Source organism: Enterobacter sp. JBIWA003 (assembly GCF_019968825.1).
Lineage (GTDB): Bacteria > Pseudomonadota > Gammaproteobacteria > Enterobacterales > Enterobacteriaceae > Enterobacter > Enterobacter quasiroggenkampii.
Genome location: NZ_CP074170.1, coordinates 3,091,504 through 3,111,361, shown reverse-complemented (window position 1 = coordinate 3,111,361; position 19,858 = coordinate 3,091,504). Strand labels below are relative to the sequence as shown.

Here is a 19,858-nt window from a genome sequence, read left to right as displayed (position 1 = left end):
CGTTGGCTTTTTATTCACCAATATTCTGTAAGTCTCTGATATTGCGATTTTGTGATGTGGCGCAGAGGCCCCCGTTTCACAATGCGCCGGGTAACCGCTTCATTACCCGGCGGATGCATTTTAGCGCAGCGCCCTGGCAATCGCGCTAAACATAAGAGAAGCTTCCAGCGGCTGGGCGCTGAAGGACGGCTCCGCCTGCGGCCAGGTAGACCACTGGACGATGACCAGATTTTCCTTCGGGTTCACCACGATCATCTGCCCAAAAATGCCCAGCGCCCAGAGCGAACCTTTCAGCGAATCCTGTGCCGTCGGCTCTACGCCCGTGGCGTTCGCGGGCACTTCATTGTTCCACCACTGATAGCCGTACAGCCCCTCGGGATGGGCGTCTGATACCGAGCCTTTGGCCTTCGTCCAGTCTGACGACTGCCGGATCCAGTTTTCCGGCAGGATGGTCTTACCGTTCGGCAGCGTACCGTTGTTCAGGATAAATTGCCCGAAGCGTCCCCAGTCCTCCAGCGTGGCGTTAAAGCCGTGCGCGCCGACGTCGTGCTGGCCTTTGCTGTAGGCATGCCACACGCCGTCGCTCGCCATGCCGTAAGGCTGCCAGATGCTTTTCTCCAGATAGGCTGCGAGCGTCATGCCGGTGGCCCGCTCCAGCACGTCACCCAGCAGCCAGGCGCCACCCGAAGAGTAAGACCAGCTCTCTCCGGCCGGATGCGCTCTGCGTAACCCCTTCACCAGCTTGCGCACGCAGTCATAGGTACCCGGCTTCGCCTCGCACTCGGTGAGCTGCGCAAAGTCGGAGTGGGGGTTGGTGTAATCCTCGTTCCAGGCCACGCCGGAGGTATGGGTGATCAGCTGTCTGAGCGTCACGCCATCCCACGCGGTGCCTTTCAGGTCGGGTTCATACCGCGTGATCCGATCGTCAAGCGAGTGGATCTTTCCCTCTTTGAGGGCCACGCCCACCAGCGCCGATACCACCGATTTCCCAACCGAGCGTGAGGTCCAGAGCGTCGAGTCGGTATTGCCCTCTCCAAGATACTTCCAGGCGATTTTGCCGTCCTTCAGTACCAGCATGCCGCTGACGTTCTGGCGCTGGAGGTACTCCTGAAGGCCGTAGCGCCTGCCGTTGACCTGATAGTGTGCGTCCGTGAGCGGCTTGTCCGACATTTCCAGCGGCACAGAGTTACCGTGGCGGAAAACATCCCCGGCGTAGTTGCGGTAGTCATTGCGAAAGCCCACCACCCGATCGGCCTGACTCCAGGTGAGCATCTTATGGGTGTCAGGCAGCGTGGTGTCGAAGGGGGCAGGGCAGGCGCTGAGGTCGGTGCCTTTACAGGCCGCCACTGCCGCAGGGGAGATCAGGGTGCTGAAGACAAGGCCCGCCAGCAGGGCATGGTTTACTTTTCTGTTTTTCATATCCGTCTCTTACAGGTTAGGAACGGCTTCAGTTTAAAAACCCCGGGGCTATAATAAAAAACGCGTAGCGGGGGAAAATCCCCCTAAAAAACAGAAGGAGCGTAGCGTGGCGGGACTGATTTACTCTTTTGCACAGCTCGAGGCATTTACCGCCGTGGCCGAGAACGGGAGCCTGAGTAAAGCCGCGGTGGCGCTGAAGAAGGACCGAACGACGCTTCGCGATCTGGTTGATTTTCTTGAGGATGGGTTAGGCTACGCGCTGTTTATTCGCGACGGCCGCACCCTGCGACTCACGCCCGAAGGGGAACAGCTTCAGCGCCAGGCGCACCTGCTGATGCGGCAGGTAAAAGCCTTTGAGGCGTTTGCCAGAGAGGTGCCGCACGGTGCCACGCAGGACCTGACGCTGGTCTACGATCCTTTTACGCCCAGAGCCTTTCTGCACGGGGTGATTGCTGAAATGGCGGTGCGAAAAATCCGCCTGAGCCTTATTTGCGCCTCGCGGGATGAATCGGAACGGCTGCTGGCGAACAACGACGCGGATCTCGCCATCTGCCAGGCACGCAACCGCAGCGTGGGCAATGATATGGAGTGGCGCGCCCTGGGTGCCATCGATATGGATTTTTATGCCGCCAGCGGGCTGTTTGCTGACCGTTCTTCGCCTCTGTCGCTGCTCGATCTCTCCCTGGTGCCCCAGGTCGTCATGCACCCCGCCTCGGACGAGCCGGTGGCGCGCCGCCTGCAGATTTCCGGGCATACCCTCTTTACCAATGAACCGGAGATGCTGCGCGGTTTGCTGGAGCGCGGCTGCGGCTGGGGATTCTTACCGACGCATTTTCACGCCGGGCAGTGGCAAAACGTAAAAAGGCTGCACACCGAAGTGGGCAGCCAGGGGATTGGTCAGACGATGGTCACCATCTGGAAGCCGGGAAGCGACAAGCGCAGCACGATCGCTGAAACGCTGTCGCTCTTGCCGGACGTATGGAAGCACTCAGCGCTGTGAACAGCCTTTACACTGCTGGTTCTGGATCTGCTGGAAGAAATCGTTGCCTTTGTCATCCACCAGGATAAACGCCGGGAAGTTCTCGACTTCAATTTTCCAGATGGCTTCCATGCCCAGCTCAGGATACGCGACGCACTCCAGGCTCTTAATGCTGTTTTGCGCCAGCACCGCCGCCGGGCCGCCGATGCTGCCCAGGTAGAAGCCGCCGTGCTTATGGCAGGCGTCCGTCACCTGCTGGCTGCGGTTGCCTTTTGCCAGCATGATCATGCTCGCGCCGTGGGACTGCAGTAAGTCCACATACGAATCCATGCGCCCTGCGGTGGTTGGACCGAGTGAGCCAGACGCGTAGCCTTCCGGCGTTTTGGCCGGGCCTGCGTAGTAAATCGGATGATCTTTGACGTACTGCGGCAGTTCTTCACCGTTGTCGATCAGCTCTTTCAGCTTCGCGTGGGCGATGTCGCGCGCCACGATGATGGTCCCGTTCAGCGACAGGCGGGTAGAGACCGGGTGCGCGGAAAGCTGCGCCAGGATCTCATTCATCGGCTTGTTCAGGTTGATGCTGACCACGTCGCCTTCGCCCTGCTGGCGCAGCGATTCAGGAATGTACTGGCCCGGGTTGTGCTCCAGCTTCTCAATCCAGATCCCGTCGCGGTTGATTTTCGCTTTGATGTTGCGGTCCGCGGAGCAGGAAACTCCCATGCCAATAGGGCAGGACGCGCCGTGGCGCGGCAGGCGGATCACGCGGATGTCGTGGGCGAAGTATTTACCGCCAAACTGCGCGCCGAGGCCGAGGTTCTGTGCTTCCTGGAGCAGTTCCTGTTCCAGCTGAACATCGCGGAACGCCTGGCCGTGTTCGTTGCCTTCCGTTGGCAGCGCGTCGTAGTAGCGCGTGGAAGCCAGCTTCACGGTTTTCAGCGTGGCTTCCGCCGAGGTTCCGCCGATAACAAAGGCAATGTGGTACGGCGGGCAGGCTGCCGTCCCCAGGGTACGCATCTTCTCAACCAGGTAATTTTTCAGCTTAGCCGGGGTGATCAGCGCTTTGGTTTCCTGGTAGAGATAGGTTTTGTTGGCAGAGCCGCCGCCTTTCGCCATGCACAGGAATTTGTACTCATCGCCGTCCACGCTGTAGAGATCGATCTGCGCGGGCAGGTTGGTACCGGTATTCACCTCTTTATACATGTCCAGCGCCGCATTCTGGGAGTAGCGCAGGTTGTCTTCAATGTAGGTGTTATACACGCCCTGGCTCAGGGCCGCTTCGTCACCGCCGCCGGTCCAGACGCGCTGGCCTTTTTTACCCATGATGATCGCGGTGCCGGTATCCTGGCAGGTCGGCAGCACGCCTTTGGCCGCGATTTCGGAGTTGCGCAGGAACTGCAGGGCAACGTACTTATCGTTCTGGCTGGATTCCGGGTCGTTAAGGATGGCGGCAACCTGCTGCTGGTGGGAAGGACGCAGCATAAATGCGGCGTCGTGGAAGGCCTGCTGCGCCAGCAGGGTCAGCGCTTCCGGCTCCACTTTCAGGATTTCCTGGCCTTCGAACTCGGCAACGGAGACGTGCTCTTTGGTCAGCAGGTAGTATTCGGTGTCGTCATGCGAAAGAGGGAAGGGGTTCTGGTAGATAAACGGTTTGTTTGACATAGCTTGCTCCACAAAAATAAAACCGCCGGAGGAAGGCCCCGGCGGTCAGAAATCAGAACATCATGGACATCCACGGATAGCCAATCAGCAGCAGGGCCGCCAGGAAGATGGCACCGAAGATGGTGCCTAGGCGCCAGTAGTCTTTGGTTGGCAGGTAGCCGCTACCGTAGTAGATCGGGCTTGGGCCAGTACCGTACGGGGTGATGATCCCCATCACGCCCAGCGAGGTCACCATCAGCAGAACAAACACTTCCATATTCATGCCCGGGATGGTGGAGGCGATGGTCAGCATCGCTGGCAGCAGCGCCGTGGTGTGCGCGGTGGTGCTGGCAAACAGGTAGTGCAGCAGGTAGAACGCCAGCAGCAGCACGATGGTCGCTACGCCCGGAGAGATACCGCTCATTAACAGACCGCCTTCTTTACCCAGCCAGCTGATAAAGCCGGTAGAGGAGAGGCCGTCCGCCAGCGCAACCAGGGTGGCGAACCAGACGAAGGTGTTCCACGCCGCTTTGTTACCGGTGATATCGTTCCACTCCAGCACGCCGGTCCACAGCATCAGGCCGACGATGAGCAGGGCAGCCATAGCGGGTTCAATCCACGCGGCGGCGAAGATCCACATCAGCAACGCACAGCACACGAACACCAGCAGCAGGATTTCATTGCGGGACAGTTTGCCCAGTTTTTCCAGCTCACGGGTCGCCCACAGCGGCACTTCGTTGTTCACCTTCACTTCTGGCGGGTAGAACCAGTAGGCCAGCAGCGGCATGGCCAGAATCAGCAGGATACCCAGCGGCAGGAAGGCGAGGAACCAGGTGCCCCAGGAGATATCGATCCCAACCGTACTTTTCACCAGCGCCAGCGCCAGCAGGTTCGGCGCGAGGGCGGAGAGGAACATTGAACTGGTGATACAGGCCGCGGTGATCGCCACCCACATCAGGTACGAACCAATTTTACGCGCGCTTGGGTCGTTCGGTTTAGAACCGTACAGCGGCGGCAGGTTAGCGATGATCGGGTAGATGGTCCCGCCGCTGCGCGCGGTGTTGGACGGGGTGAAAGGTGCCAGCAGCAGGTCAGCAAACGTAATCGCGTAACCGAGCGTCAGGCTGCGACGGCCGAGGTATTTCACCAGAATCAGCGCCAGACGGCGGCCGAAGCGGGTTTTGTCATAGCCTGCGGCGAACATGAAGGCACCGAAAATCAGCCAGACGGTCGAGTTACCAAACCCGCTCACCGCCCACTTAAAGGAGGCGCCTGCCAGCTTGAATTTCGGGTCAGCCAGCTGTTCAGGGCTGAACAGCACCCACTGGCTGCACAGGGCAATGGCGACCACGCCGGTCAGACCGATCACCGCGCCCGGCAGCGGTTCGAAGATCAAACCGACGATCACGCCAACGAAGATAGCGAAATAGTGCCATGCGTAAGGAGGCAGACCTTCCGGTACCGGAACAAACAGCAGCAGTACGGCGACGATGACGGGCAGTGCCATCATCAGCAGACGTTTTGCGTTTCCATTTGATGCCTGGTTCGCCACAGGGGGCGTTACAGCAGTTTTTGTATTCATAGTTTCACGTCTTAAGTTGTCAAAGATTCGGTCGTACTGAAAAAACAAAATCACTTTCTTAAGTTTTTTTTGCTTTTTTTAGTTATTAAAGGTGCGGTTTTGTATTTTCAGTAATAGCAATTCAACGCTTTTATGGTGGCGTTAAATTAAAAAATGATGATGTTTTTATATTGCGCTTTTGGATGCCATAACTATTGATCGCGATCAAAAAAACAGAATTGCAGCGTTATTTTTATGCTTTTATTAATAACCACTCAGGCGTATGTGGGTATTGCCTGTTTTATTGGTTTGTTTTATCATTTTCGTAACATCTATTTTTTCTTTGTCTTTTATCTTGTTGTTTTTAATGATTTTGCATGCGTGATGGAAATTGGTTTAACCAATTTTTATTTAACGAATTTTAAATTATTGTGAATGACTGAATTACATTCGCTAACACCAATGTGTTATTTGTGTTATTGCAGGGATTAAATAGTTTTTTAACTAACGTAATAACTTTAGAAACTAAAAAAATCATTATATTAATATCATGACATCGGCAAATAACGACGAACTAAAAACTAATCCGATAACGAATTCTTAATTTTTTAAAAGTTTGGAGTTTCTAATATGAGCACTAACGAACGTATTCTTAGCCCCTTCACATTACCGAATGGCACTGAACTGAAAAACCGTTTGTTAATGGCCCCTATGACCACCTGCACCGGCTATTACGACGGCACCGTTACCAGTGAACTGGTGGAGTACTATCGTGCCCGTTCCGGCAGTATCGGCACCATCATTGTGGAGTGCTGCTTCGTCGACGATCTCGGTCTGGCTTTCCCGGGCGCAATCGGGATTGATAATGATGAGAAAATTGCCGGGCTGGCGAAAATCGCGGAGGCGATTAAATCCAAAGGCTCTAAGGCTCTGCTGCAGATCTACCACGGCGGCCGCATGGTTGACCCGAAACTGATCGGTGGCCGTACGCCGGTTGGCCCAAGTGCCGTTGCCGCGCCGCGTGAGGGCGCAGCAACGCCAGTGGCACTGACTGGCGAAGAAGTCGAAGGCATGATCGGCAAGTTTGGTGAAGCGGTGCGCCGCGCCATCCAGGCCGGCTTCGACGGCGTGGAAATCCACGGGGCAAACACCTATCTGATTCAGCAATTCTATTCGCCAAACTCTAACCAGCGTGACGACGAGTGGGGCGGCAGCCGCGATAATCGCGCGAAGTTCCCGCTGGCGGTTCTGGATATCACCCACAAAATGGTGCGCCAGTACGCGGACGACGCTTTTATTATTGGCTACCGCTTCTCCCCCGAAGAGCTGGAAGTGCCGGGCATCCGCTTTGAAGACACCATGTACCTGCTGGAAAAACTGGCGGCGCGCGGCGTGGATTACCTGCACTTCTCCGTCGGCGCGACCCTGCGTCCTTCCATTGTCGACACCCAGGACCCAACGCCGCTTATCGAAAAATACTGCGCGATGCGTTCTGAAACGCTGGCGCAGGTTCCGGTCATGGGCGTGGGTGGCGTGGTAAATGCCGCCGATGCCAATGAAGCGCTGGAACACGGTTACGACCTGATTGCCGTGGGCCGTGCCACCATCGCCTATCCGGACTGGACCGACCGCATCGCGGCCGGGGAAACGCTGGAGCTGTTTATGGACAGCACCCAGCGCGAGGCGCTGAACATTCCTGAACCGCTGTGGCGCTTCTCGCTGGTGGAAGCGATGATCCGCGACATGAGCATGGGCGAATCAAAATTCAAACCGGGCATGTTCACCGAGAAGGTGCAGGACGACGCGAATGAGCTGGTGATTAACGTCAGCCTGGAGACTGACCGCATTGCGGATATCGAGCTTGCGTCTGGCCCGAGCGAAGACGTTGAGTTCGTCACCAGCTTTGAAGAGATCCGCACCCGCATTCTGGATGCCAATACCCCGCACGTGGATGCCATCACCGGCGCAACCAGCCAGAGTGAAGCGGTGAAGAAAGCGGTCTCTAAAGCGATGCTTAAATCCAGCAAAGCGCGGGCAGCGGAAGAGGGCGTTGACCCGAACGAAACCCGCAGCGTGGACGTGGTGGTTGTCGGTAGCGGCGGCGCCGGTCTGGCGGCGGCGATTCAGGCTCACGACGAAGGCGCGAGCGTGCTGATTGTTGAGAAAATGCCAACCATCGGCGGGAACACCATTAAAGCCTCTGCCGGGATGAACGCCGCCGAAACCCGTTTCCAGCGCGTGAAGGGCATTCAGGACAGCAAAGAGCTGTTCTACCAGGAAAGCCTGAAAGGTGGCGGCAACAAGAACAACCCTGAACTGCTGCGCCGCTTCGTCGAGAACGCGCCGCAGGCAATTGAGTGGCTGGCAACCCGCGGCATCATGCTGAACGATATCACCACCACCGGCGGGATGAGCATCGACCGTACTCACCGTCCAAAAGACGGTTCTGCGGTGGGCGGTTACCTGATTAGCGGCCTGGTGCGTAACGTCAACAAACGCAACATCGAGGTGATGCTGGATACTTCCGTCAGCGACATCCTCTTCGAAAACGGTGAAGTCACCGGCGTGCGCCTGACCACCGAAGAGAATGAAACCATCACCGTGGCAGCGAAAAGCGTGATTGTGGCAACCGGCGGCTTCAGCGCCAACAGCCAGATGGTCGTGAAATACCGTCCGGATCTGGAAGGTTTCGTCACCACCAACCATAAAGGGGCGACCGGTGGCGGTATCGCGCTGCTGGAGCGCATTGGGGCAGGCACTGTCGATATGGGCGAAATTCAAATTCACCCAACCGTAGAGCAGAAAACCTCGTACCTGATTTCCGAATCCATCCGCGGGGGCGGGGCGATTCTGGTCAATCAGAAAGGGGAACGCTTCTACAACGAAATGTCGACCCGCGATAAAGTCTCAGCGTCAATCATCGCCCTGCCGGAGAAATACGCTTACATCGTCTTTGACGAGCACGTACGCGCCAAAAACAAAGCCGCGGATGAGTACATTGCCAAAGGCTTCGTGACCAGCGCCAGCTCGCCGAAAGCCCTGGCGGAAGCGCTCGGCATGGATTACCACGCTTTCCTGGCGACCCTGGAACGTTACAACGGTTTCGTTGAAAAACAGCATGATGACGACTTTGGTCGTACCACCGCGCTGCGTGCGCCCATCAATGAAGGGCCATTCTACGCCATTCAGATTGCGCCGGGCGTGCACCACACCATGGGCGGCGTGACCATCAACACCGAAACCTGCGTGCTGGATAGCAACCACAACGTGCTGCCAGGCGCGTTTGCTGCCGGTGAAGTGGTCGGCGGGATCCACGGTGCTAACCGTATCGGCGGTAACGCGGTGGCAGATATCATTATTTTTGGTACCCTTGCAGGACATCAGGCGGCTCTGCGTTCGAAAAAGAGGTAAGGCTCCTGCTTCCCAGGCCGGATACGCGCAGCGTTATCCGGCATTTTCCCCGGCGGCGCGGTGCCAGCCGGGGGCTACAGCTGAGGACTCCTGCCATGCCTGATAGCCATCGCGTTTACTGTTACTCCGCCGTCCTGATGGGGTCACCCATCCTCCTGAAGCTCTTCTCCCATGACGAAGCCCTCGCGTCCCGCGTGTTTCGCCTGATCAAACAGTACGAAGACCTGCTCACCGTCAACCGCGCGCACTCGCAGGTGATGGACATCAACCATGCGGCCGGCCAGCATCCGGTCACCGTCAGTCGGCCAGTGTTTGATCTGATCCGCTGTGCAAAAGCGGCAAGCCTGTTCAAGGACAGCGCCTTTAATCTGGCGATCGGTCCGCTGGTGAAGCGCTGGAAGATTGGTTTTCAGGGAGACAGCGTTCCGCCTGCCGATGAAATCGCGTCGCTGCTGGCAATTACCCGCCCAGAGGATGTTCTCCTTGATGAGGCCAGCAGCAGCGTGTTTCTGACCCGGGCGGGGATGGAGATCGATCTGGGGGCGATTGCCAAAGGCTATATCGCCGACAGGGTGCGGGATTACCTGCATAAAGAGGGCGCTGAGCTGGGGCTGATCAACCTTGGCGGAAACATTCAGACCTTAGGCTCCCCGGAAGGGGGCTGGAGCGTCGGGCTGAAAAAACCGTTCGCCGGGGATGCGCTGATCGGCACGATGATAGTCGAGAACCTGTCCGTCGTGACGTCGGGAACGTACGAGCGCTACTTTGAGCACAACGGCAAACGCTATCACCACATTCTCGATCCGCGCACCGGGTATCCGCTGGACAACGAACTGGACAGCGTGACCATCATTTCAAAAGATTCCATCGACGGCGATATCTGGACCACGCTGATGTACGGCATGGGCGTGGAGAAGGGCTGCGCCGCGCTGCGTGCGCGTCCAGACATAGAAGCGATCTTTGTGACCAAAACAAAAGAAGTGGTGTTCTCTTCAGCACACCACTTCCGCTTTACCCTGCTGGACGATACCTACCGCGTTACTGGCAGTATTGCTTGAGCAGGCCCGTCTGCTCCGGCTGGAGACGGTAGCGATACACCGGACGCCCGGTGGCGCCGTAGTGAATGCTGGTGAACAGAATATTGATTTGCGCCAGCCAGATCAGATATTTGCGGCAGGACACGCGGGAAATATTGACCGCGTTTGCCAGGTCATCGGTTGAAAACTCCGTCTCCGGGTGTGCGTCAATCCACTGGCAAATCGTGCGCAGCGTTTGCGGCGTTAACCCTTTCGGCAGCTTTTTGCTGTCTGCCAGTTCCGGTGCCCCGCCGTGGATCAGACGGTCGACGTCCGCCTGCTCGTAATACTGATGCGACCCCATCAGGCTGTGCTTTGCCTTCCAGCCGTTCAGCGCCTCTTCAAAGCGCGGGAACTGGAACGGCTTTATCAGATAATCCACCACGCCATAATGGATGGAGGTCTGGATCGTGGCGGCGTCGGCGGCCGAGGTGATCATGATCACATCGATTGGGCGGCCGGATGCGCGAATGACGGGCAGCAGATCCAGGCCGTTATCCTGCTGCATATAGACATCCAGCAGCACCAGATCGACAGGATGGCTGGGGTCATTAATGATGGCCTCGGCCTGGTTTAGCGTGGAGGCGACGCCACAGCAGGTAAAGCCTTCAACACGGTTGACGTACAGACGGTTGAGGTCGGCCACCATGGCGTCATCATCGACAATTAATACATTTATCACGCGATATTCCTCTCGCTATCCCAGGGGATGTGAACAAAAAATTGGGTAAATACGCCGGGCTCAGACTCGACGCTGATATCGCCGCCAAGGTTCTGAATCTGCTGGCGAGCAAGGAACAGCCCAACGCCGCGGTTGTCGCCTTTTGTTGAGAAGCCCTTTGTAAAAATAGACTCCAGCTGAGTGGGATCAATGCCGGGGCCATCGTCGCTGACTTCACAGCTGAGCCAGCCATTTTGATAATGCAGCAGCAGGCCAATCTCACCTTCCTGCTGTCCTTCCATCGCGTCGAGCGCGTTTTCAATGAGGTTGCCCAGCGCGGTGATCAGCACCGCGACCTGCTCTTCACTTGCGGTATCCGGTATCTGGCTTTCATCCGCCAGCGTCAGGGTGACGCCCGCTTCTTTCGCCCGGTTGATTTTACCCAGCAGGAACCCGGCTACCACCGGGGATTTTACCTTGCTCTGTATCGTACCGATATCCGTCTGGTAATGATGTGCCGTCTGCAGGATGTACTCTTCCAGCTTGTCGTAGCGCTTCATGTGCAGCAGGCCCAGGATCACATGCAGTTTATTCATAAACTCGTGTGTATGGGCGCGCAGGGCATCGACGTAATTCACCATGCCATCAATACGCTGCATCAGCTGGCTGATTTCCGTTTTATCACGGAAGGTGGTGATGGCGCCGATCACCCGATCCTGACTTTTCACCGGGACCATGTTGCACAGCAATAGCCGGCCGTTGCAGCTGATCTCCTGATCCTGGCGCGCGACGCCCGTCTTCGAGACGTCACGCAGGCTGGCCAGCAGGGGGGCGCTGGTGTTTTCGGTCTGCTTGCCGGACGGGAGAAGCAATATTTCTCTGGCGGTCTGATTAATCATCGTCACGCGCCCGTGAATATCAACGGCCAGCACCCCCTCACGAAGCGACTGCAGCATCGCCTGGCGCTGTTCGAACAGGGCGGAAATTTCGTAGGGTTCGAGTCCGAACAGGATGCGTTTCAGGACCCGCACCAGACCCCAAATCGCCATCGAACTCATAAAAATGCTGAACAAAATGGTCCAGACGGCGTTTAGCCGCCCGCGGGTAATCTGCTCTTCCACCTTATTCAGGGAGATACCGACCACTACCACGCCAATCTGCTCGTGCTGGCCGTCGTAGACGGGGGTAAATACGCGCAGCGCTTCGGCGAGCGCGCCCCGGTTAACCGATACGTTCTCTTTGCCTTCCAGCGCGGGCGTTAAATCGTCGCCGATAAAATGCAGCCCCAGCAGCGCCTCGTTCGGGTGAGAATAGCGGATCCCGCGCATATCGGTGACCACGGTGAACAGCAGATCGTTTCGTTTCGTCACCGCCTGGGCGATGGGCTGAATAATATTCTCCTGCGGCGCCTGCATCAGGCCGCGCTGTATCTCGGGGCTGTCGGCGAGGGTGCGGGCAATGCCGAGCGCGGTGTCTTTGACATCATCGCGTGTGGCGCGGGTGATTTGCACCGAATAGAGCGCAAAGACCACCAGCAGCACTGAACCGATAATCGCGCATACCATCAGCGTGACCAGCGTATTGAGTTTCATGGGGCGCTTGCGCGTCGGAAGGAAAGGCTGCAAATCGCTCATCAATACTCCGCGATGATTAAGTAAGGGGGTAATTATCGCCGATGACGCGCTTTTCTTAAAGCCATGTAAAGGCGTGGATTTGGTCCTCTTTTCGTGACCCTCCTCGCAGGTCATCTATATAAAACACTTTATAGTGTGTGGGTACTCATAATAAGGAGGCTGTTTATGAGCATTCTGCTTACCGGTTCGGTCAAGGAAAGACGGCACGCCAGCACGATGAATATCGATCGATTGTCCACGCTGGACATGCTGAAAGTCATTCACCAGGATGATGCACTCATTTCTGCTGCACTCACCCCTTGCTTACCTGTGATTGCCCGCGCGGTGGATAACGCTGCCGCGACCCTCAATCATGGTGGCCGTCTGGTGATTGTCGGGGCGGGACCGTCTGGTCGGGTCGCGCAACAGGTTGCCGATGACTATGCGCCGGGCAAAACCCCCGTGGTGGCCGTCACGGCAGAAGAGGGGGAAGGGAGCTACGAGCGCGGCGTTGCCGATCTGCTGGCCATTAAGTTTGGTGAACACGATATGATGCTGGCCGTGACCGTCAGCGGAAAAACGCCGTGGGTGTGGGGGGCAATGCGCCATGCATGGTCGCTGGGGGCGCCGGTCGCCGTCATTACCGGTGATGCGCAAAGTGAAGCCGCGCAGCTGGCGAGTATGGTTATTGCTCCAGAACTGGGTGCCGATGTGGTGGCCGGCTATCTCAACACCAAAGCGGGGATTGCGCAGAAAATGATCCTCTCGATGATCGCTACCGGGCTGGCCGTTCGGACCGGGCGCGTTTACAGCAACCTGCGGGTGGATCTTGAGGCAAGCAGTACCAAATGGGCTGAACGCCAAATCGCCATTGTGATGGAAGCGGGGGGATGCTCCCGGGCGGAGGCAAAAGCGGCGCTGGAGAGCTGTAACCATCACTGTAAAACGGCGGTATTGATGGTGCTGACAGGGCTGGATGCGTGGAAAGCCCATGAACTGCTGGCGCAGAATAACGGGTTCATCCGCGTGGCGCTGCAGGAAGCGCCATAACACAGACCGCGAAGAAATAAAAAAGGCCGCAGATGCGGCCTTTGGTATTTTTAAAGATTAGAACTGGTAGGTCATGCCGACGCCAACGATGTCGTCGGTGGAAATACCGTTGGCTTCGTAGAAGCTTTCATCGTTATCCAGCATGTTGATTTTGTAGTCAACATAGGTGGAGAAGTTCTTGTTGAAGCTGTAGGTCATACCCAGGTCGATGTAGTTAACCAGGTCCATGTCTCCATGCTGACCCTGAGGGTTGCTGGCGTTGCCTGGATAGGTCATGTCCTTGCCCTTGGAGTAAACCCATGCCAGGGATGGACGCAGGCCGAAGTCGAACTGGTACTGTGCTACCGCTTCGAAGTTCTGAGTCTGATCCGCGATACCATAATCACCGTATGGCGTCATGTTGCGGGTTTCAGCGTACATCATCGCCAGATAGACGTTGTTGGCGTCGTATTTCGCGCCAAGGGTCCACGCTTCAGCTGTTTTACCGCTCGCGTAACGCGCGCTGTATTTGCCTGCCGCTTCCTGTTCATTAGTACGATCAGAAGAAGAGTACGCCGCACCCAGGCTCAGGCCGGAGAGATCGCCAGAGAAGTCATAGGAGGTAGACATACCGAAGCCGTCGCCGTTCTGGAAACGAACGCTGTTATGTCCGTTTTTGGTGCCTTCCTGATTTTCATCAGCGTTAGCACCTTCATTCGCACCCTGATACTGCAGCGCGAAATTCAGACCTTCAACCAGACCGAAGAAATCGCTATTACGGTAGGTTGCCAGACCGTTGGCACGGCCATTCATAAAGTTATCGGTCCAGGTGTAAGAATCACCGCCAAATACCGGCAGCATATCGGTCCAGGCTTCAACGTCGTACACGACGCCGTAATTACGGCCATAATCAAATGAACCGTATTCGCCATATTTCAGGCCAGCGTAGGCCAGACGGTTAAAGGATTTGTCACCCGCGCCTTCGGTATCGTTAGCGAACGTTTTATATTCCCACTGACCGTAACCGACCAGATCGCGAGTAATCTGGGTTTCGCCTTTGAAACCAACCTGTACATAGGTTTCATCGCCATCATCACCAGGGTTGTCAGAGAAGGTATGACGCGCGTCAACCTTACCGTACAGGTCAACTTTGTTGCCATTTTTGTTATACATTTCAGCCGCATTCGCTGCGCCTGCCATTAATAACGCGGGTACCAGAAATGCCAGAACTTTTCTTTTCATTATATATTCCCTTTAAAGATAATTTATATGAATATATGTAATCACCCTCCGTAATTACAGGCTCGATACTATTCTATGGCTTGTGATTTAGTTTCAAAAATAAATGTAATTAAATTCGATGAAATATTTCAAATTATTTCTATTAATCTCTTTATTTTTCTTGTGAATTATTGGGGTGGATTTATAAGGAGTAATTATTATTAAATATTTCTCAGCGCTATTTTTAAATCCATTTAATTTGGCTATGTTATAATTCACCCTCTTTTAAACAACAGGACATGATGATGGAACTGGCCCGGTGGCAGCATGGCTTTGAGCGCTGGCTCAAGGAAAATCACCAGAACGACGATACCGCACATGATATTTCGCATTTTCGTCGGGTGTGGATGACGGCGCAAAAAATCATGGTTCACCACACGGCCGAGCCGCGGGTGATTCTGACCGCCTGCTATTTTCACGATATTGTCAGCCTGCCGAAGAACCATCCTGAACGCAGCCAGTCGTCACGGCTCGCTGCTCGCAAGACGAGCGAGATACTGCGCCGCGACTTCCCGGACTTTCCGCCCGAGCATATTGCCGCCGTCGCGCACGCGATTGAGGCGCACAGTTTCAGCGCCGGCATTGCGCCGCAAAGTATAGAAGCCAAAATTGTGCAGGACGCTGACCGGCTGGAAGCATTAGGCGCTATCGGCCTGGCGCGCGTTTTTGCCGTCTCGGGCGCACTGGGCGTGCCGCTATTTGACGCGGACGATCCCTTTGCCGATGCGCGTCCCCTCGACGACCGCGCGTTTGCCCTCGACCATTTTCAGACCAAGCTGCTGCGTTTGCCTGATACAATGCAAACGGACATGGGCCGCGAACTGGCACGTCACAATGCCGATTTCCTGATCCAGTTTATGGCGAAACTCAGCGCCGAATTACACGGCGACTGCCTCGGGCTGGATAGCCAGGTGCTGAGCCGCTTCCGTCGCAGTTTGCGCAACTGAACTGTGGTAATCTGTTCCCAGTCTTTACTCTCCGGTTAAAAGAATGCAGGAAAATCGATCAGTGACAGAGCCCGCGCCCGCGCAGGCTGAGAAATCAACGGCAACGGTGCAGGCCTTACTGCGCCAGCTGTTGGATATCTATGATGCTAAAACGCTGGCCAGCCTGCTGGTGGCGCACGGCGAGAGCCACTGGAGCCCGGCGATCCTTAAACGTCTGCTGACCAGCGAGCGAGCAGGGCGTCGCCTGAGTGAAGGCGAGTTTCGTTATCTGCAAAACCTGCTTCCGCGTCCTTCTGCCGCGCACCCGAACTATGCCTTCCGGTTTATCGATCTGTTTGCTGGTATCGGCGGCATTCGTCACGGTTTTGAAGCCATCGGTGGACAGTGCGTGTTTACCAGCGAGTGGAACAAGCACGCCGTGCGCACCTACAAGGCAAACTGGTACTGCGATCCGCACGAGCATCATTTCAACGCGGATATCCGCGATGTGACCCTGAGCCATAAAAGCGGCGTGAGCGATGAACAGGCCGCCGAGCACATTCGTCAGACGATCCCGGCGCATGACGTGCTGCTGGCAGGCTTCCCGTGTCAGCCTTTCTCGCTGGCCGGCGTCTCCAAAAAGAATGCCCTTGGACGCGCCCACGGTTTCGCCTGCGATACGCAGGGAACGCTGTTTTTTGACGTGGCGCGCATTATTGACGCCCGTCGTCCGGCCATTTTTGTACTGGAAAACGTCAAAAACTTAAAAAGCCACGACGGCGGGAAAACCTTCCGCATTATCATGCAAACGCTGGATGAGCTGGGTTATGACGTGGCCGATTCAGAGGACATGGGCGCGGACGATCCTAAAATTATTGATGGAAAACATTTCCTGCCCCAGCATCGCGAACGTATCGTGCTGGTGGGCTTCCGCCGCGATCTCAATCTGAAAGGCGATTTCACTCTGCGGGATATTCCTTCTCTGTATCCCGAGCGCCGCCCCACCGTGGCCGATCTGCTGGAACCCGTCGTCGACGCGAAATTTATCCTGACCCCGGTGCTGTGGAAATACCTCTACCGCTATGCCAAAAAGCACCAGGCGAAAGGCAACGGCTTCGGCTTTGGGATGGTAAACCCGAACGATCCGCACAGCGTCACCCGTACGCTGTCTGCTCGCTACTATAAAGACGGCGCGGAAATCCTGATCGACAGAGGCTGGGACAAGGCGCTGGGTGAAAAAGATTTCGACGATCCGCACAACCAGCGCCATCGCCCACGGCGCTTAACGCCGCGCGAATGCGCCCGGCTGATGGGCTTTGAGACGCCGCAGGGTTATCGCTTCCGCATCCCGGTGTCGGACACCCAGGCGTACCGCCAGTTTGGTAACTCGGTCGTCGTTCCTGCGTTTGCGGCTGTCGCAAAACTGCTGGCCTCGCGCATCCGACAGGCGGTGGCTCTTCGTCAGGGTGAGGCCGTCAATGACGGATGTTCACGATAAGGCGACGCGCAGTAAAAACATGCGTGCCATCGGCACGCGTGACACCGCCATTGAAAAGCGCCTGGCCGCGCTGCTGACGCAGGCGGGGTTTGACTTCCGCGTACAGGATCCCACCCTGGCGGGACGCCCGGATTTCGTCATCGACGCCTGGCAGTGCATCATCTTTACCCACGGCTGTTTCTGGCACCATCACGACTGCTACCTCTTTAAAGTCCCGGCGACGCGCACCGATTTCTGGCTGGATAAGATTGGCAAGAACGTCGAGCGCGACAGGCGGGATCTGGCCACGCTGATGGCGCAGGGCTGGCGGGTGCTGATCGTCTGGGAGTGTGCGCTGAGAGGCAGATTAAAGCTGAACGATGCCGATCTGAGCGAACGGCTGGAAGAGTGGATCTGCGGCGGCGGCCAGACCGCGCAGATCGACACGCAGGGCATTCACCTGCTTACGGTTTCTCCACCTCGCAAGGCGTGACCACCGGTTTTGCCGGCAGCAGATATTTGCCCAGCGTGACCAGCACGACGGCAAACACGATGATCCCAAGAGCAATCCATTCCACAGGTGAGAGCGTTTCTCCCCCCAGTCCCGTTCCGAGCAGCACGGCCACGACCGGGTTGACGTAGGCGTAGCTGGTGGCGACAGCCGGAGAGACGTTGCGGATCAGGAACATATAGGCGTTAATGGCGATGATAGAGCCAAACAGCGCCAGGTAGCCTACCGCGAGAAAGCCCGACAGGTCCGGCAGCGCGGTCAGCTTTTCTCCCGTCAGCGCCGAGGCCAGCAGCAGGACAATCCCCGCGGCAAGCATCTCAATCGCACCGGCCATCATGCCGGTCGGCAGTTCGATACGCGACCCGTAGACGGAACCCAACGCCCAGCTCATCGAGCCAATCAGGATAATCACCGCGCCCCACGGATTCCCGCTCAGGTTGCCGCCGCTGTTGAGCAGAACAATGCCGGCCAGGCCAATCCCAATCCCCAGCCATTCCAGCTTGCGTGTGCGGATGCCGAAAAGGCGGCTAAAGCAGAGGGTAAACAGCGGTACGGTGGCAACGACCACGGCGGCGATCCCGGACGGGACGTTCTGGTGCTCGGCAATCGTCACAAACCCGTTACCCACCGCCAGCAGCAGCAGGCCGATCAGGGCGGCATTCAGCAGCGGGCGTAGCGGGGGAAGCTTATGCCCGCGCAGGAGCAGGAAGGCCAGCAGCAGGATGCCCGCCGAGAGGAAGCGAATGCCCGCCATCATCAGCGGCGGCCAGCTCTCCACGCCGACGCGAATGACAAAGTAGGTTGACCCCCAGATGATGTACAGCGAAAAGAGTGCCCCGATAAGCGGTAGCAATTGCCGGAAACGCATAATCCCTCACGACGAAATAAAAAGTTCGCTGATAGTAAACGCGAAAACTATCTCGCTGGCGAGCCCTTTAATTGTGTGGCAGATGTGAATTTTTTGTTGACGTAAGGTGCCTGTTTCCGGGTTGGCGCTTTTGCTCCATACTATTCACTTAATTACCAAAAAATGAAGGATTAAGATTTTGGCAGGAAGTAGCTTATTAACATTGCTGGATGATATTGCCACCTTACTGGACGACATTTCAGTGATGGGGAAACTGGCGGCGAAGAAAACCGCAGGCGTGCTGGGCGATGATTTATCGCTTAACGCCCAGCAGGTGAGTGGGGTGAGGGCAAACCGTGAACTGCCGGTGGTGTGGGGCGTGGCGAAAGGCTCCTTCCTGAACAAGGTGATTCTGGTGCCGCTGGCGCTGCTGATCAGCGCGTTTATTCCCTGGGCCATCACGCCGTTACTGATGATTGGCGGGGCATTTCTCTGCTTCGAGGGCGTGGAGAAGGTGCTGCACTCCTTTAGCGCGCGTAAGCAGAGCGATACGCCGGAGGTGCGCCAGCAGCGTCTTGAAGCGCTGGCCGCGCAGGATCCGAAAACCTTCGAGCGCGATAAGGTCAAAGGCGCTATTCGGACCGACTTTATCCTGTCTGCGGAAATCGTCGCGATTACGCTGGGCATTGTCTCTGACGCGCCGCTCCTGAATCAGGTGCTGATCCTCTCCGGCATCGCGATTCTGGTCACCGTGGGCGTGTATGGTCTGGTGGGGCTGATCGTCAAGCTGGACGATATTGGCTACTGGCTGGAGGAAAAATCGAGCGCGGTAGCAAGAGGCATCGGCAAAAGCCTGCTGGTGCTGGCCCCGTGGCTGATGAAGAGTTTGTCGGTGGTGGGCACGCTGGCGATGTTCCTCGTGGGTGGCGGAATTGTGGTTCACGGCATTGCGCCGCTGCACCATGCCATCGAACATTTCTCCTCCACGCAGGGGGCCGTTATCGCGGCGATTCTGCCTACGCTGCTGAATCTTGTGCTGGGCTTTATCATTGGCGCTATCGTCGTCGCGGCGGTGAAGCTGGTTGAGAAAATTCGCGGCACGTCGCACTAATTGTTACCCGCGGCAGGATGCAAAAAGACCATTCCTCGTCTAAATTGAAACAGTTTCACCCTGATACAGGAGGCAGGTATGGTCTTTTTGGTCAGTGATGAAGTTAAGCCTAAGAAGGGCGGCCCACGTATGATCGTCACCGGGTATTCCAGCGGAATGGTGGAATGTCGGTGGCACGATGGCTATAGCATCAAGCGGGAAGCATTCCGTGAAGATGAGCTTCAGCCGGGTGACGGGCAGCACCAGCGGGACAAGGCTTAATCACATAACGCCCGGCTTTGCCGGGCGTTTTTATCTCAGGTTTCGGGTAAAGAGCAG

Annotated in this window: 16 protein-coding genes; 9 read left to right on the top strand and 7 right to left on the bottom strand. The window is 56.6% G+C overall.

The genetic code is table 11. The features are described 5' to 3' along the window. Positions 1-120 precede the first annotated feature (120 nt). Entirely contained in the window at positions 121-1,419 is a 1,299-nt protein-coding gene (locus KGP25_RS15000) for a serine hydrolase (RefSeq protein ID WP_223539211.1), read from the bottom strand. A 106-nt stretch (positions 1,420-1,525) separates the two neighbouring features. Here KGP25_RS15000 and KGP25_RS14995 point away from each other — a divergent pair, with 106 nt between their 5' ends. Further along, positions 1,526-2,419 (top strand): LysR family transcriptional regulator, encoded by an 894-nt coding sequence (locus tag KGP25_RS14995; protein WP_048029380.1) that lies wholly within the window; start codon positions 1,526-1,528, stop codon positions 2,417-2,419. Here KGP25_RS14995 and fumA read toward each other — a convergent pair. Together fumA and KGP25_RS14985 are read right to left on the bottom strand one after the other, a co-directional pair. Continuing rightward, positions 2,408-4,057 (bottom strand): class I fumarate hydratase FumA, encoded by a 1,650-nt coding sequence (gene fumA, locus KGP25_RS14990; RefSeq protein ID WP_223539210.1) that lies wholly within the window; start codon positions 4,055-4,057, stop codon positions 2,408-2,410. The genes KGP25_RS14995 and fumA overlap by 12 nt on opposite strands. Positions 4,058-4,109: 52 nt before the next feature. Continuing rightward, complete coding sequence (locus KGP25_RS14985; protein WP_008500292.1) at positions 4,110-5,618, bottom strand: anion permease; 1,509 nt, start codon at positions 5,616-5,618, stop codon at positions 4,110-4,112. 609 nt (positions 5,619-6,227) lie between these two features. Between KGP25_RS14985 and KGP25_RS14980 the strand changes: the two genes are divergently transcribed. Further along, the gene (locus KGP25_RS14980) at positions 6,228-9,008 is read left to right on the top strand and encodes a flavocytochrome c (protein ID WP_069718953.1); all 2,781 of its coding nucleotides are present in this window, start codon (positions 6,228-6,230) and stop codon (positions 9,006-9,008) included. A gap of 95 nt (positions 9,009-9,103) precedes the next feature. Continuing rightward, the gene (locus tag KGP25_RS14975; RefSeq protein ID WP_223539209.1) at positions 9,104-10,066 is read left to right on the top strand and encodes an FAD:protein FMN transferase; all 963 of its coding nucleotides are present in this window, start codon (positions 9,104-9,106) and stop codon (positions 10,064-10,066) included. Here the strand turns inward: KGP25_RS14975 and dcuR are convergent. Both dcuR and KGP25_RS14965 read right to left on the bottom strand, forming a co-directional pair. Next, positions 10,047-10,766, bottom strand: coding sequence for a two-component system response regulator DcuR (gene dcuR, locus KGP25_RS14970; RefSeq protein WP_045908149.1), 720 nt, complete (start codon positions 10,764-10,766; stop codon positions 10,047-10,049). The two genes, KGP25_RS14975 and dcuR, sit on opposite strands and share 20 nt — an antisense overlap. Continuing rightward, complete coding sequence (locus KGP25_RS14965; protein ID WP_048029384.1) at positions 10,763-12,379, bottom strand: sensor histidine kinase; 1,617 nt, start codon at positions 12,377-12,379, stop codon at positions 10,763-10,765. The genes dcuR and KGP25_RS14965 overlap by 4 nt, the downstream gene beginning before the upstream one ends. Before the next feature lie 165 nt (positions 12,380-12,544). On the opposite strand from KGP25_RS14965, the gene KGP25_RS14960 reads away from it, so the two are divergent. Continuing rightward, positions 12,545-13,408, top strand: coding sequence for an N-acetylmuramic acid 6-phosphate etherase (locus KGP25_RS14960; RefSeq protein ID WP_223539208.1), 864 nt, complete (start codon positions 12,545-12,547; stop codon positions 13,406-13,408). A gap of 57 nt (positions 13,409-13,465) precedes the next feature. Here the strand turns inward: KGP25_RS14960 and ompC are convergent, their stop codons facing one another. Further along, a complete protein-coding gene (gene ompC, locus KGP25_RS14955) occupies positions 13,466-14,629 on the bottom strand; it encodes a porin OmpC (protein ID WP_126533624.1) in 1,164 nt (387 codons plus the stop codon). Between the two features lie 284 nt (positions 14,630-14,913). Between ompC and KGP25_RS14950 the strand changes: the two genes are divergently transcribed. The 3 genes from KGP25_RS14950 (at position 14,914) to KGP25_RS14940 (ending at position 17,564) form a co-directional block, all read left to right on the top strand. Continuing rightward, complete coding sequence (locus KGP25_RS14950) at positions 14,914-15,615, top strand: phosphohydrolase (RefSeq protein ID WP_048029387.1); 702 nt, start codon at positions 14,914-14,916, stop codon at positions 15,613-15,615. Positions 15,616-15,676: 61 nt separating this feature from the next. Then, complete coding sequence (locus tag KGP25_RS14945) at positions 15,677-17,092, top strand: DNA cytosine methyltransferase (protein WP_045908154.1); 1,416 nt, start codon at positions 15,677-15,679, stop codon at positions 17,090-17,092. Next, positions 17,073-17,564 (top strand): very short patch repair endonuclease, encoded by a 492-nt coding sequence (locus KGP25_RS14940; protein ID WP_048029388.1) that lies wholly within the window; start codon positions 17,073-17,075, stop codon positions 17,562-17,564. Before KGP25_RS14945 ends, KGP25_RS14940 begins: the two co-directional genes overlap by 20 nt. Here the strand turns inward: KGP25_RS14940 and yedA are convergent. Next, positions 17,536-18,450 carry a drug/metabolite exporter YedA gene (gene yedA / locus KGP25_RS14935; RefSeq protein ID WP_223539207.1) on the bottom strand — a complete coding sequence of 305 codons (915 nt, stop codon included), beginning with the start codon at positions 18,448-18,450 and terminating at the stop codon, positions 17,536-17,538. The genes KGP25_RS14940 and yedA overlap by 29 nt on opposite strands. 178 nt (positions 18,451-18,628) lie before the next feature. Here yedA and KGP25_RS14930 point away from each other — a divergent pair, with 178 nt between their 5' ends. Further along, on the top strand, positions 18,629-19,540 hold the full coding sequence (locus KGP25_RS14930) for a DUF808 domain-containing protein (protein WP_008500306.1): 912 nt from the start codon (positions 18,629-18,631) through the stop codon (positions 19,538-19,540). 78 nt (positions 19,541-19,618) lie between these two features. Beyond that, positions 19,619-19,801, top strand: coding sequence for a DUF2158 domain-containing protein (locus KGP25_RS14925; RefSeq protein WP_023618677.1), 183 nt, complete (start codon positions 19,619-19,621; stop codon positions 19,799-19,801). The last annotated feature ends 57 nt before the right edge of the window (positions 19,802-19,858 follow it).

Bases quoted from the DNA above. Each gene is read 5' to 3' on its own strand.
- KGP25_RS14965 (WP_048029384.1), bottom strand. From the start codon at position 12,379: ATGAGCGATTTGCAGCCTTTCCTTCCGACGCGCAAGCGCCCCATGAAA.
- KGP25_RS14985 (WP_008500292.1), bottom strand. From the start codon at position 5,618: ATGAATACAAAAACTGCTGTAACGCCCCCTGTGGCGAACCAGGCATCA.
- KGP25_RS14950 (WP_048029387.1), top strand. From the start codon at position 14,914: ATGGAACTGGCCCGGTGGCAGCATGGCTTTGAGCGCTGGCTCAAGGAA.
- KGP25_RS14975 (WP_223539209.1), top strand. From the start codon at position 9,104: ATGCCTGATAGCCATCGCGTTTACTGTTACTCCGCCGTCCTGATGGGG.
- yedA (WP_223539207.1), bottom strand. From the start codon at position 18,450: ATGCGTTTCCGGCAATTGCTACCGCTTATCGGGGCACTCTTTTCGCTG.
- KGP25_RS14940 (WP_048029388.1), top strand. From the start codon at position 17,073: ATGACGGATGTTCACGATAAGGCGACGCGCAGTAAAAACATGCGTGCC.
- KGP25_RS15000 (WP_223539211.1), bottom strand. From the start codon at position 1,419: ATGAAAAACAGAAAAGTAAACCATGCCCTGCTGGCGGGCCTTGTCTTC.
- KGP25_RS14960 (WP_223539208.1), top strand. From the start codon at position 12,545: ATGAGCATTCTGCTTACCGGTTCGGTCAAGGAAAGACGGCACGCCAGC.
- KGP25_RS14980 (WP_069718953.1), top strand. From the start codon at position 6,228: ATGAGCACTAACGAACGTATTCTTAGCCCCTTCACATTACCGAATGGC.
- KGP25_RS14925 (WP_023618677.1), top strand. From the start codon at position 19,619: ATGGTCTTTTTGGTCAGTGATGAAGTTAAGCCTAAGAAGGGCGGCCCA.
- fumA (WP_223539210.1), bottom strand. From the start codon at position 4,057: ATGTCAAACAAACCGTTTATCTACCAGAACCCCTTCCCTCTTTCGCAT.
- ompC (WP_126533624.1), bottom strand. From the start codon at position 14,629: ATGAAAAGAAAAGTTCTGGCATTTCTGGTACCCGCGTTATTAATGGCA.